Below are 12,799 nucleotides of genomic sequence, written 5' to 3'. Positions count from 1 at the left end.
AACGGGGACGGGGATGTGAGAGCGCTCTCTCAGATCGATCCGTTTCTACCCGGTGACAGGGGTGTAGCGCTAGGTGCCGAAGGGTCAGATATCGGTGACGACCGGTGGCTGGGTGCCCTGCTCCCACGGCGGCGGGCCCTCGAAACGCAGCGAGTGCACGTCGAACAGGACCGCGTGCTGCACGCCGAGCGCGGGCCCGGCCATGCCGGACGCCCAGGTCAGCATCCCTTCCGGGTCGGGACCACCGACGCCGAGGCCCTTGGTGTATTCGGCGTGCGCGGCGAGCGAGGCGATGCCGCGCTGGAGCGGCTCACCGGTGACGTCGACGCCGTGCGTGGGCCGCTCGGCGCCCGCGATGCAGACGAAGCGCACCCCGTTCCACGGCTCGACGCCCTCGTCGGCCAGCTCCGGGAAGATCCACCGGTTGCCGGCGTCGCGCGCCGCGTCGAGCGCGGCGAGGCCGACTGCGCGGTGGTCGGCCTGGTTGGTCATGCCGCCGACCATGCGGACCGTGAACGCACCGGTCAGGATGATCTCGGGCCGGTGCCGCCGGATGGCGCGGGTGATGTCGCGGCGCAGCGCGTTGCTGTATTCGACGACGCCGTCGCGGTAGTCGAGGAACTCCACGACGTCGACGCCGACCTCGGCCGCACCGGCGCGCTCCTCCTGCTCGCGCAGCGGCGCGGCCTGCTCCGGCGACATCGAGTCGATGCCGGCCTCGCCACGGGTGGCCAACAGGTAGGTCACCGTCTTGCCCTGCGCCGTCCAGCGCGCGACCGCGGACGCGGTGCCGTATTCGATGTCGTCGGGGTGCGCCGCCACGGCCAGCGCCCGCGACCAGTCTTCCGGCAGCGCCGGCAGAAGAACGTCAGTCACGGAAAAACCCTAGCCCGATCAAGGCTCGAAGACCCGCGTGGCGTTCAGTCCGAGCCGCGACAGAGACCGGCGCGGTCCGAGGCCCTTCGGCAGCCCCTGGATGAAGTCGCGCCAGACCGCCCGGTCGGCGGCGAGCGCGTCGAGATAGCGCACGCAGAGGTCCGGCGTGATGAACCGGCGCCGGCCGTGCGAGGCCCGCATCGCCTCGGTCATCCGGCGCTTCTCGTCCGTCGTGCGGTCGCATCGCGGTATCGCCTCGATGATCCGGTCGACCATGGCCGTGCGGTCGGCCAGGAACGCGGCCCAGAACGCGTGGTCGGCGTCGTCGACCGACCCGCCGTCGTCCAGCAGCGCGTAGATGCCCTCGGCCAGGCAGTCGCCGAACTCCTCGGCCCGGGCCCGCTCGGTCGTCCGGAACGGATCGTAGGGCTCCTGGACCATCAGTCCCGTGACCGCGGTCGGGCTGAAACCGTCCTCGTCGAGCAGGAAGAACCAGTCCTCGTTGTAGATGTCGGGGAAGAACGTGGTGGTGCGCCCGACCGGCACGACCATGGCGCCGCCACCGACGAACGTCTGCTGGTCGACGCCGATCACCCGCAGCGCGTGGCAGACCACAGAGTTGTCGGGGTAGCCGGCGTTGCCGAGCCCCACCATGCTGAACTGGTCGAGCAGGCCCGCGGCCGCCGCCATGTCCTCGGGGCGCACGGAACGGATGTCGTCGTCGAGGAACGCGACCCGGTTCCAGCCCATCATCCGCGAGAGAGCCAGCCCGATGTTGCGCTTGAGGCTCAGGTCTCCCCGGCGACGGAACTTCGGCTCGTCCGGCAGGGCCGAGGTGGCGAACGCCGGCAGCCGGACCCGGTCGTCGACGTCCGTCGCGATGAGCTGCGCGCCGATCCGCTGCGCCGCTCGGAGAGCGCCATCGGCGCCGGAGCGGAGGCTGCACAGCGCCACGAGCGGGCAGTCGAGCTGCTGCGCCAGGCGCAGGGCGAAGGTCAGATAGACGGTCGGCCGGCCCGTCGGCACGATGATGGCGTCGAGCTGCTCGGTCGCGGTCACCTGGTCGACGCGGCGCAGCAGGCGGGTGTGCGACGTGTGATGGCGCGGAGCGCGCGCCGGCGACTCGGCGGGCCGGCTGGCCACGTCGGTCACGCGGACCACTCGTGGAGGACGTTCTCCGGCTTGGTCCAGTCGGGCGTGACGACCTCGCCCCGCACCACCCGCACCCGGGACAGGATGCTGTAGGTCTGCGCGTCTTCGAAGCGACTCCGCACGTGGCCTGCGTTGCGATCGCGGAAACGCTGGTCGGTGAGCGCGCGGACCGCGCCGTAGACTCCCCGACCGAACATGCCGTTGCACACGGTGACGGTCCTCAAACTGTTGTATGGGTTCTGGCCGCGACAGAAATGCGCGATGTCCTCGACCAGGATCCGGCGGCCGTGCTCGTTGATGAGGGACGGCCGGTGTTGTCGCCCGCCGCCCTCGCGCACCTCGAAGGCGCCTTCGTCGTCCGGCTCGTCGGTGATGCGGGTCAGTTGCCGCACCGGCACACCCAACGAGTCGAGGACCGCGGTGGTCAGGTCGTTGAAGTCGACGCCTCCCAGCAGGACCAGGTGGGTGGTGAGGTGGTCACTGGTTACCAACGAGGCGCGCATGAACCAGACGTCGCTGTCCGGGTTCGCCGCTCGAACGTGTCCGTGCAGCTCCACCAGGGAATCCAGGTCCGCGTGGCTGTAGAGGGCGACGTAGTCCGGGCTGTCCTGATCGGTGTAGACCGGATCCGCGCGACGCGCCTCGGGCAGCTCGCCACAGACGATCGTCACGGGTGCGCCGTCGCCGAAGTACCACGGGCCGGCGGCCGGCGGATGGTTGGCGAGCTCGGCGGGCTGCCGCGGACCGGGCACCCGGCCGACCGCGGCGGCGCGCAGGCCCAGCAACTCGTCCTCTAGCTCCCGGCGGCGCTCCTCCTCGTCGGTGGTCAGGTCGGTGCGCAACGCCGCCCGGCCGTCCACGACGGACCGTGGTGTGGCGAAGAAGCGGGCGTAGCTGGTGAGCCGCTCGGCGGGCGGCGCCTTCGGCGCCGTCGTGCGTTCCCACGACGAGATCAGCGGCACGCTCACACCGAGCGCCCGCGCGAGCTGCGGCTGCTTTATCGGAGTCGGCCACTCGTTGAGCCGGAGACGGCGTAGGCGCACCGCGAGCACCCGCGCGGGGTCGTCGTCGCCAGCCATGCCGTCTCCTTCAGTCAACTTCAGCGAAGAAGCCTGAAGTTGCGTCCCACGTGGATGACGGCAAATGAATGCCACATTCACGCCGATCGGTGCTGTCTGCTGCACGATAGCAGTTGATTCAGCTCAATGCTGAAGTTTAAGCTGAAGATCCAACGACGTTACTGAATCTTAACGAGAGGGGTGAAGCGCGGGGAGAAGCTTAGCAGGGTCCACTTTGGCTGTGGAACACAAAAGACACCCTCGGCGGCAACCGAGGGTGTCTTGCAAACGGCAAGCTCCTGCGGGTCTGAAGCGAGGAGTCCGTCCATGTCCACGGTAATCGCTCTGTCCGATCTGGCCAAGGACTCCACTGTGCTGGATCAGGGCACCATCACCCCCTTGCTCGCCGCCTTCGCCGGACTCGTGCTGATCGGTGCGTTCTACGACCTCATCACGCAGGTAGGCAAGGCATTCGTGCACGCCGTGCGGATCGTGGCGGCTGTCGCGCTCGGCGCCTCGGCTCTGCTGACCGTCATGGTCGTATTGGCCGTCGTCGTGGTCCGCGCATAACGCGGATCTGACGAGACTTCACCTTCGACCGGCACCATGGCGGTGTGGAGATCCGGCCGGCGTCCGCCGAGGACATGCTCCTTCTCGAGCGTGTCCTCGGCCCCGAGCGGACGGCCTTCTATCGCCACCGGCTGAAACGCCAGGGTGTGGTGCTCACCTCCTGGGAGGGCGAGGACCTCACCGGCACCGTCTACGTCACCTGGGAGCCCGCGGACGAGGATCAGGTCCGCCTGTACCTGCCCGGCGTCCCGTTCGTACACCGGCTGTATGTCGTGCCCAGCAGGCGCAAGAAGGGTCGGGGTCAGGCGCTGCTCCGGGAGGCGGAGGAACTCGACGAGGTGCGGCTGGCCGGGCGGCTGGCGATCGGCATCGACCTCGACAACGACCTGGTGGTGCCGCTCTACGAGCGCCTCGGCTACCGGGAGTGGGCGCACGGCGTCGTCGAGACCGAACGGGAGGAGCACCTGCCCGACGGCACCGTCGCGACGTACCCCGATTTCTGCCGGATCTTTGTGAAGGATCTCGATTCGGCCTGACCGGATACTGTCGGCGGGTGCGAATCGGGGTTTTGGTGCTGCCGGCCGATCCTTGGCCGGAGAGCCTGGCGTTGGCGCGGCGGATCGAGGAGATGGGTTACGACCATCTCTGGACCTACGACCACCTCTCCTGGCGTCGCTACCGGGACAAGACCTGGCATGCCGCGATCCCGTGGCTGACGGGTGTCGCGGCGCACACCTCGCGGATCCGCCTCGGCACGATGGTCTCCTCGCCCAACTTCCGCCACCCCGTGACGCTGGCCAAGGAGGCGATGACGCTCGACCACATCAGCGACGGGCGGCTCACCCTCGGGATCGGCGCCGGCGGCATCGGCTTCGACGCGACCGTGCTCGGCGGGCAGGTGCTCACTCCGGGTGAGCGGGCCCGGCGCCTCGACGAGTTCGTCGGCCACCTCGACGCGCTGCTGAGCGAGCCCGCGACCTCCCGGGTCGGCGACTTCTACACCGTCGACGAGGCGCGGATGATCCCTGGCAGTGTGCAGCGGCCGAGGGTGCCCCTGGCGGTCGCCGCGGGTGGGCCCAAGACCATGAAGACCGTCATCCGGTACGCCGACGCGTGGATCACCGAAGGCGACGAGGCGAAGATTCGGACGAACGCCGCTTTGATGGATGAATCCGGCCGCACCATGGACCGGATCCTGCTCGTCGACAACGGCGACGACCGCCCGCTGGCCAGCGTCGACGCGTTCACGGACCTGGTCGGTCGCTACGCGGAGCTCGGCTTCACCGATCTGGTCTTCCACCACCCACGCCCGGACGACCCGGTGTGGACCGACGACCCGGCGATGGTCGAGAAGATCGCGACCGAGGTGCTGCCCAGCCTGCGCGGTTAGCCGGCCTCGACCTCTTCGAGGCGGGCGGTGGCGATGTCGAAGACGAAGCCGCGCACGTCGTCGCGGTGCGGCAGCCAGGGGCAGCCCCGGACGGTGGCGATCGACTTGCGCACGGTCAGCCGGATGTCGCTGAACCCCGGGACGTTCCACTCGGGCACGACGCCGGTCTCGGCGGTGAGTCGCTCGCGGAACGCGTCGTCGTCGAAGCCCTCCATCCCGCACTCGGTGTGGTGGATGACGACGATCTCGCGGGTGCCGAGGTAGTGCTGGCTCACGGCGAGCGACCGCAGCACGTCCTCGGTGGGCAGCCCGCCGGCGTTGCGAATCAGGTGGGCGTCACCGATCTGCAGCCCGAGGGCGCCGAACAGGTCGAGCCGGGAGTCCATGCAGGTGACTATCGCCAAACGCAGTTTGGGCCGCTGTGGGCGCGGCCCGGGGAACGTCGCGGCGTAGGTCTCGTTGGCATGGAGCAGGTGGTCGATCGCTGACACAGATGGAGTACAACAGACCAGCCGACCAGGGTGCGACATCTTCCCGGGGTTTGCCACGCATGTCACGGCGAATTACCCCAGGACCAGCTATTCGACGGGCTTGCCGTTGGCGGTCAGGGCGACGTCGATGTTGCCGCGGGTGGCGTTCGAGTACGGGCAGCTGTCGTGCGCGACCAGCACCAGCTCACGGGCCTGCGCGTCGTCGGTGATCGAGGGGAGGGTCACGTCGAGCTCGACGGCCAGCTTGAAGCCGCCCGTGCCCGTCGGGAGCAGGCTGACCTTGGAGTCGATGGTGGCGTCGCCGGCTTCGACGTGCGCCCGGCGCGCCGCACCCGCCAGGGCCGACTCGAAGCAGGCCGCGTAGCCGACCGCGAAGAGCTGTTCCGGGTTCGTGCCGCCGCCTTCGCCGCCCAGCTCCACCGGGGTGCGCAGGTCGACCTCGAGGGCGCCGTCCGAGGTGCGGCCATGGCCGTGCTGGCGGCCGCCGGACACGTGGGCCTCGGCCGTGTAGAGAACCTTTGCCATGCAGCTAAATTAGCGCGGTGCTCCGTGGTAGTTGCGACTCTTGCGGGTCGCCCGCCGGAGTTGCAGGATGCGCGCGCAGAACGGGACCGCCGCGATCAGTGCGCCGCCGATGGCGGCCAGCAGCAGGGCTACGCCCAGCGGCATCGTGAAGTCCGCGGTCAGGAAGTGGATGCGCACGCTGGCCAGGTTCTGCAACACGAAGACCAACAGGAAGGCGAGCAGGATCACGCCGACCAGAAGGATGATCCACGAGAAGCTGATCTTGGTGCGGCGCATCTCGTCGGGGAGGTTCCCCTTGGTGGAAACGGACCGACTCATGCGACCCACCTCATCCCATAGCTATCCCAAACATAGCCTGTCGAAAACGGAAAATCCCCATAAAAGCCCACGTCAACCCGAGGCCGCACCAGGCGGGCTGCGGTGTTCAGCGGAGGCGGCCCTCTTCGCCGCCGGCCAGAGCCGACGCGACAGTCGCGTAGGCCGGCACCTGACGGGTCAGGCCCACCACCCCCAGCAGCTTGTGCATGAACGGGGACGGGGCCGCGAGGGCGAGGTAGCCGCCGCTGGCCGCGCAGCGCCGGTGCGCGTCGACGAACGTCGACAGGCCGATCGAGTCGCAGAAGCCCAGCAGGGTCAGGTCGATGACGATGCGGTTGGTGGGATTGGGGTGGCGCAGCAGCTTTTCGAGCGCCGCCGCGAGCTCGCCCGCGGTGTCCACGCCCAGCTCACCAGCCAGCTTGACGACCGTCGCGCCGCCGGCGGGTGACTCCGCAACCGTGATGCGCACGAGAACCCCCATTCTCGTCTTCCGTCAAACCGTAACTTCGCTCTAGGGCATACAACGGACAGCGTGTGCGGTGGCCGCGAAATACCTCTGCCACCGAGGTAATCTTTGGAAGATGACCAGCAACGCGGAGGTAGTCGGCGAGTTGATGTCCATCACGGCGGCCCTGCGCCGGCTCTCGCGGCGGCGCACCGCGGAGGCGGTTGCCGTTTCCCCGCTCCCCGAGGCGCAGCGCGAGCTGCTGTTCGTCGTCGCCAACCAGCCCGGCATCGGCGTCGCCGCGGCCGCGCAGGCGCTCGACCTCGCCGGCAACTCCGTGAGCACCCTGGTCAACCAGCTCGTCGACGCCGGCCTGCTGCACCGCGATCCGGATCCGGCCGATCGCCGCGCCGCCCGGCTCAGCCTGACCGACAAGGCCAGGGACCGGATCGCCGCCTGGCGCGCGGCCCGGGCGGCCCTCATCGGCGACGCCCTCGACCGGGCGACGCCGGACGACCAGGCCGCCATCGCCGCGGCGCTGCCGGCCTTGCGCCGGCTGCTCGACCAGGTGCGCGCCGACATCGCCGAACCGGCCGGGAGGGGAGCATGACAAGCCCTGCGGTGGAAGTGCGCGACCTGCACTACAAGTTCGGCGAGACCACGGCCGTCGACGGTGTCGACCTGACCGTCGCACCCGGGGAGATCTTCGGCCTGCTCGGGCCCAACGGCGCGGGCAAGACGACCACCATCCGGGCCATCACCGCGCTGCTGCCCGTACCCGCGGGGGTCATCGAGGTCTTCGGTCTTGACGTCGCGAAGCGCCGGATGGCCGTGCGGCGCCTGATCGGCTACGTCCCGCAACAGCTCTCCGCCGACGGCTCGCTGTCCGGCGTCGAGAACGTGTCGCTGTTCGCCCGGCTCTTCGACGTGCCGAGGGGGCAGCGCAAGGCCAAGGTCAGCGAGTCACTGGAGATGATGGGGCTCACCGAGGCCGCCGGCCGGCTGGCCAAGACGTACTCCGGTGGCATGATCCGCCGGCTCGAGCTGGCCCAGGCCCTGGTCAGCTCGCCGCAACTGCTGATCTTGGACGAGCCGACGATCGGGCTCGACCCGATCGCTCGGGGCAGCGTCTGGGAACGCATCGCCGCCGTGCGCGCGGAGACCGGCATGACCGTGCTGCTCACCACCCACTACATGGAGGAGGCCGAGCAGTCCTGCGACCGCGTCGGCCTCATGCACCGCGGCCTGCTCGGCAAGCTGGGCACCCCGCGCGAGCTGATCGACGAGCTGGGCCGCCCGGAGGCGACGCTCGAGGACGTCTTCCGCGCGTACTCCGGTGGCTCGCTCGACGAGGAACAGAAAGGACTGCGCGATGTCCGTGCCACTCGCCGCACCGCTGGCCGGCTCGGTTGACGTCGACCGGCGGATGAGCCCGCGGCTGGTCCTGTCGCGGGTGGTCGCGCTCTGCATCGTCGAGATCCAGAAGCTCTCGCACGACCGCAGCGAGCTGATCACCCGTGCCGTGCAACCCGCGCTCTGGCTCGTCATCTTCGGCACCACGTTCACGAAGCTGCACGTCATCCCGACCGGCGGGGTGCCCTACCTCGACTTCCTCGCGCCGGGCGTGCTGGCCCAGTCGGTGCTGTTCGTGTCGATCTTCTACGGCATCCAGATAATCTGGGAACGCGACGCGGGCGTGCTGGCCAAGCTGATGGTCACGCCGACGCCCCGGGCCGCGCTGGTCACCGGAAAGGCCTTCGCGGCGGGGGTACGCGGACTCGCCCAGGCGGTCGTCGTCTACGCGATCGCCGAACTGCTCGGCGTGCGGTTCACGGTCAACCCGTTGCGGTTGCTCGGCGTGGTCGTGGTGGTGCTGCTCGGCGCCGCGTTCTTCTGCTGCCTGTCGGTCACGATCGCCGGCCTCGTGCTGTCCCGGGACCGGATGATGGGCATCGGCCAGGCGATCATGATGCCGCTTTTCTTCGCGTCGAACGCGCTCTACCCGGTGGAGCTGATGCCCGGCTGGCTGCAGGTGATCAATCACTTCAACCCGTTGAGCTATCAGGTCGAAGCGCTGCGCGGATTGCTGATCGGCACCCCGGCCCGGCTGCCGCTGGACTTCGGGGTGCTCATCCTCGCGACGGTAGTCGGCATCGCGGCCGCATCCGGACTATTGGCGCGTCTGGCGCGATAGCCCGCTCACACTCTGGTACGCACTCGTCCGAACTCGACCGGATCCCGGTATTCTCGACGGTCGCTCCGGCGATCGGGTGATTGCCCGATGAGGGGGCGATCAGCGACCGGAGGGAATGCGGCGATGATCGATGCGCGGAGCCGGGTTGAGGCCCTTCGTGAGGCCCTGGACAGCCGGATCATGGTCCTGGACGGCGCCTGGGGCACGATGCTGCAGGGCGAGCAGCTGACTCCGGCCGACTACCGCGGCGACCGGTTCACCGAGCACTCGCACGACGTCACCGGCGACCCGGACGTGCTCAACCTGACGCGGCCGGACCTGATCCTCGACGTGCACCGGCGCTACCTCGCCGCCGGCGCCGACATCACCACCACCAACACGTTCACGGCGACCAGCATCGGCCAGGCCGACTACGGCCTGGAGGCCTACGTACGCGAGATGAACCTGGCCGGCGCCCGGCTGGCCCGGCAGGCGGCCGACGAGGCCGGCGGCAGGTTCGTCGCCGGCTCGGTCGGCCCGCTCAACGTGACGCTCTCGCTGTCGCCGAAGGTCGACGACCCGGCCTACCGGGTCGTGGTCTTCGACCAGGTCAAGGCCGCCTACGCCGAGCAGCTCGCGGCGCTGGCCGAGGGCGGCGTCGACGTGTTCCTGATCGAGACGATCTTCGACACGCTCAACGCCAAGGCCGCTATCACCGCGGCCCGCGAGGTGGCGCCGGACGTTCCCTTGTGGATCTCGTTGTTCGTCGACCAGAGCTCGCGGACGCTGTCCGGCCAGACGGTCGAGGCGTTCTGGAACGCCATCGCGCACGCGCAGCCGCTGGTCGTCGGCGTCAACTGCTCGCTCGGCGCGCACCAACTGCGTCCTTACGTGGCCGAGCTGTCGCGGGTCGCGGGCACCTACGTGAGCATCCACCCCAACGCCGGCCTGCCCAACGCGTTCGGCGGCTACGACGAGACGCCCGAGGTGACCGCCGAAGCGCTCGGCGAGTTCGCCGGCGCCGGCCTGGTCAACCTCGTCGGTGGCTGCTGCGGCACCACGCCGGCGCACATCGAGCACATCGCGGCCGCCGTCCGGGGCAGCGCACGGCGCGTGCTGGCCCAGCCCGAGACGAGGAGCAGGTTCAGCGGCCTCGAGCCCTTCGAGATCGGCCCCGACACCGGCTTCGTCGTCATCGGCGAGCGCACCAACGTCACCGGCTCCGCCAAGTTCCGCCGGCTGATCGAGGCCAGCGACCACCAGGGCGCCGTCGAGGTCGCGCTCGACCAGGTGCGCGGTGGTGCCAACCTGCTCGACGTCAACATGGACGCCGACCTGCTCGACGGCGCCAAGGCCATGACCACGTTCCTCAACCTGATCGCCACCGAGCCCGAGGTCGCCCGCATCCCGATCATGGTCGACAGCTCCCGCTGGGAGGTGCTCGAAGCCGGCCTCAAGTGCGTGCAGGGCAAGGGCGTGGTCAACTCGATCAGCCTCAAGGAGGGCGAGGCCGAGTTCCTCGCGCACGCCCGCCGGATCCGCGACTACGGCGCCGGCGTCGTCGTGATGGCCTTCGACGAGCAGGGCCAGGCCGACACCGTCGCGCGCAAGGTCGAGATCTGCGCCCGGGCGTACGACCTGCTCACCCAGCAGGCCGGGTTCCCGCCCGAGGACATCGTCTTCGACCCCAACGTGCTCGCCGTGGCCACCGGCATCGAGGAGCACAACGACTACGCGAAGAACTTCATCGAGGCGCTGCCGCTGATCAAGGAGCGCTGCCCGGGTGCGCACACCAGCGGCGGCATCTCCAACCTGTCGTTCTCGTTCCGCGGCAACGACGTGGTCCGCGAGGCGATGCACTCGGCGTTCCTGTTCCACGCGGTTCGCGCCGGGCTCGACATGGGCATCGTCAACGCCGGCCAGCTCGCGGTCTACCAGGACATCCCGGCCGACCTGCTGGAGCTGGTCGAGGACGTGATCTTCAACCGGCGCGCGGACGCCACGGACCGGCTGGTCTCGTTCGCCGCGACGGTCACCGGCTCCGGCACCAAGCGGGTGGTCGACCTGTCCTGGCGCGAGGCGTCGGTCGAGGACCGGCTCGCGCACGCGCTGGTGCACGGCATCGTCGACTTCATCGAGGTCGACACCGAGGAGGCCCGGCGCCAGGCGGCCCGCTCGCTCGACGTCATCGAGGGCCCGCTGATGGGCGGCATGAAGGTCGTCGGCGACCTGTTCGGCGCCGGCAAGATGTTCCTGCCGCAGGTGGTGAAGAGCGCCCGGGCGATGAAGCGCGCGGTCGCCTACCTCGAGCCGTACCTCCAGGCCGAGAAGGTCGCCGCGGCGGCCGACACCGAGACCGACGACAACGAGACGGGCAAGGGCCGCGGCACCGTCGTGATGGCCACCGTCAAGGGCGACGTGCACGACATCGGCAAGAACATCGTCGGCGTGGTGCTCGGGTGCAACAACTACGACGTGATCGACCTGGGCGTGATGGTGCCGGCGGCGACGATCCTCGACACCGCCGAGGCGGTCAGTGCCGACGTGATCGGCCTGTCCGGGCTGATCACCCCGTCGCTCGACGAGATGGTCTCCGTGGCGGCCGAGATGGAGCGGCGCGGCATGAAGCTGCCGCTGCTGGTCGGCGGCGCGACCACCTCGCGCCAGCACACCGCGGTCCGGATCGCGCCCGCCTACGCCGGCTCGACCGTGCACGTGCAGGACGCCTCGCGGGTCGCCGGCGTGCTGGCGGGCCTGCTCGACCCCGAGCGGGTCGACGAGTTCGACGCCGGCAACCGGGTCGAGCAGCAGCGCCTGCGCGACCAGCACGCCGACCGCGAGAAGCGGCCGCTCGTGCCGATCGCCACCGCCCGGGCCAACCGCGAGGTGGTCTCCTTCGACGAGCTGCCGGTGCCGGCGTTCACCGGGCTCCGCGAGGTCACGCCCGAGATCCGCACCCTGCGCGAGATGATCGACTGGCGGTTCTTCTTCATCGCCTGGGAGCTCAAGGGCAGCTACCCGGCGATCCTCGACGAACCGGTCGCCCGTGAGCTCTACGACGAGGCGCAGGCGCTGCTCGACCGGATCGAGGCCGAGCGCCTCCTGCGGGCCCGCGGCGTCTACGGCTTCTGGCCCGCGCACAGCGAGGCCGACGACATCGTGCTCGGCGTCGGGCCTCCCGACGCGCAGGGGCGCCGCGAGCAGCACCTCCGCTTCCCGATGCTGCGGCAGCAGCGGCAGGACTCGCGGCCGGCCCGCTGCCTCGCCGACTACGTGGCACCAGCCGGCGACCACCTCGGCGCGTTCGCCGTGTCGATCCAGGGCGCCGAAGAGCTGGCGGCGGAATACGAGGCACAGCAGGACGACTACCACGCGATCATGGTCAAGGCGATCGCCGACCGCCTGGCCGAGGCGTTCGCCGAGTGGGTGCACCTGACGGCGCGTCGCGAGTGGTACGAGCCGGACGCCGACCCGAGCCTCGACGACCTGCACCACGAGCGGTTCCGCGGCATCCGCCCGGCGTTCGGCTACCCGGCCAGCCCCGACCACAGCCAGAAGGGCCCGCTGTTCGACCTGCTGGCCGCCGGCGACGTCGGGATGGCCCTGACCGAGAACTTCGCGATGACCCCGGCGGCGAGCGTCTCGGCGCTGCTGTTCGCGCACCCGCAGGCCCGCTACTTCGCGGTCGGCCGGATCGGCGAGGACCAGGTCCGCGACTACGCGCAGCGCGGGGGCGTCCCGCTCGCCGACACCGAACGCCTGCTCCGCCCCAACCTCGGCTACGAGCCCAAGGAGCGCTGA

Annotated in this window: 14 protein-coding genes; 7 read left to right on the top strand and 7 right to left on the bottom strand. The window is 69.9% G+C overall.

What is annotated here, in order from left to right:
• Positions 1–84 precede the first annotated feature (84 nt).
• From Air01nite_RS18790 to Air01nite_RS18780, 3 genes are read right to left on the bottom strand one after another with little or no spacing between them, the layout of a single operon-like run.
• Complete coding sequence (locus tag Air01nite_RS18790; RefSeq protein ID WP_203703937.1) at positions 85–876, bottom strand: PIG-L deacetylase family protein; 792 nt, start codon at positions 874–876, stop codon at positions 85–87.
• An 18-nt stretch (positions 877–894) separates the two neighbouring features.
• Complete coding sequence (locus Air01nite_RS18785) at positions 895–2,028, bottom strand: hypothetical protein (protein ID WP_203703935.1); 1,134 nt, start codon at positions 2,026–2,028, stop codon at positions 895–897.
• Entirely contained in the window at positions 2,025–3,107 is a 1,083-nt protein-coding gene (locus tag Air01nite_RS18780; protein ID WP_203703934.1) for a helix-turn-helix domain-containing protein, read from the bottom strand. The genes Air01nite_RS18785 and Air01nite_RS18780 overlap by 4 nt, the downstream gene beginning before the upstream one ends.
• A 306-nt stretch (positions 3,108–3,413) precedes the next feature.
• On the opposite strand from Air01nite_RS18780, the gene Air01nite_RS18775 reads away from it, so the two are divergent.
• Genes Air01nite_RS18775 through Air01nite_RS18765 form a run of 3 tightly spaced genes read left to right on the top strand, consistent with a single transcriptional unit; the run spans position 3,414 to position 5,046 of the window.
• Positions 3,414–3,656 (top strand): hypothetical protein, encoded by a 243-nt coding sequence (locus Air01nite_RS18775; RefSeq protein ID WP_203703933.1) that lies wholly within the window; start codon positions 3,414–3,416, stop codon positions 3,654–3,656.
• 44 nt (positions 3,657–3,700) lie between these two features.
• Complete coding sequence (locus Air01nite_RS18770; RefSeq protein WP_203703932.1) at positions 3,701–4,192, top strand: GNAT family N-acetyltransferase; 492 nt, start codon at positions 3,701–3,703, stop codon at positions 4,190–4,192.
• Positions 4,193–4,209: 17 nt separating this feature from the next.
• Entirely contained in the window at positions 4,210–5,046 is an 837-nt protein-coding gene (locus Air01nite_RS18765) for an LLM class flavin-dependent oxidoreductase (protein WP_203703931.1), read from the top strand.
• On the opposite strand, the gene Air01nite_RS18760 is transcribed toward Air01nite_RS18765, so the two are convergent.
• The 4 genes from Air01nite_RS18760 to Air01nite_RS18745 form a co-directional block, all read right to left on the bottom strand.
• Complete coding sequence (locus Air01nite_RS18760) at positions 5,043–5,537, bottom strand: beta-class carbonic anhydrase (protein ID WP_203703930.1); 495 nt, start codon at positions 5,535–5,537, stop codon at positions 5,043–5,045. The two genes, Air01nite_RS18765 and Air01nite_RS18760, sit on opposite strands and share 4 nt — an antisense overlap.
• Positions 5,538–5,624: 87 nt before the next feature.
• Positions 5,625–6,062, bottom strand: coding sequence for an organic hydroperoxide resistance protein (locus tag Air01nite_RS18755; RefSeq protein ID WP_203703929.1), 438 nt, complete (start codon positions 6,060–6,062; stop codon positions 5,625–5,627).
• 9 nt (positions 6,063–6,071) lie between these two features.
• Positions 6,072–6,380 carry a lipopolysaccharide assembly protein LapA domain-containing protein gene (locus Air01nite_RS18750; RefSeq protein ID WP_203703928.1) on the bottom strand — a complete coding sequence of 103 codons (309 nt, stop codon included), beginning with the start codon at positions 6,378–6,380 and terminating at the stop codon, positions 6,072–6,074.
• Between the two features lie 106 nt (positions 6,381–6,486).
• Positions 6,487–6,849, bottom strand: coding sequence for an STAS domain-containing protein (locus Air01nite_RS18745; RefSeq protein ID WP_239090799.1), 363 nt, complete (start codon positions 6,847–6,849; stop codon positions 6,487–6,489).
• Positions 6,850–6,961: 112 nt separating this feature from the next.
• Here Air01nite_RS18745 and Air01nite_RS18740 point away from each other — a divergent pair, with 112 nt between their 5' ends.
• The 4 genes from Air01nite_RS18740 to metH all read left to right on the top strand — a co-directional run bounded on the left by Air01nite_RS18740 (position 6,962) and on the right by metH (position 12,799).
• Entirely contained in the window at positions 6,962–7,435 is a 474-nt protein-coding gene (locus Air01nite_RS18740; RefSeq protein ID WP_203703925.1) for a MarR family winged helix-turn-helix transcriptional regulator, read from the top strand.
• Positions 7,432–8,238: an ABC transporter ATP-binding protein gene (locus tag Air01nite_RS18735; RefSeq protein WP_203703924.1), complete on the top strand. Its 807-nt coding sequence runs from the start codon at positions 7,432–7,434 to the stop codon at positions 8,236–8,238. Before Air01nite_RS18740 ends, Air01nite_RS18735 begins: the two co-directional genes overlap by 4 nt.
• Positions 8,198–9,019 (top strand): ABC transporter permease, encoded by an 822-nt coding sequence (locus tag Air01nite_RS18730; RefSeq protein ID WP_239090798.1) that lies wholly within the window; start codon positions 8,198–8,200, stop codon positions 9,017–9,019. The genes Air01nite_RS18735 and Air01nite_RS18730 overlap by 41 nt, the downstream gene beginning before the upstream one ends.
• A gap of 123 nt (positions 9,020–9,142) precedes the next feature.
• Positions 9,143–12,799 (top strand): methionine synthase, encoded by a 3,657-nt coding sequence (metH, locus tag Air01nite_RS18725; protein WP_203703923.1) that lies wholly within the window; start codon positions 9,143–9,145, stop codon positions 12,797–12,799.

The sequence above is a fragment of the Asanoa iriomotensis genome, from assembly GCF_016862515.1.
Lineage (GTDB): Bacteria > Actinomycetota > Actinomycetes > Mycobacteriales > Micromonosporaceae > Asanoa > Asanoa iriomotensis.
The sequence above is the reverse complement of the archived record's forward strand: the minus strand, read 5'-3'. Positions and strand labels throughout refer to the sequence as shown.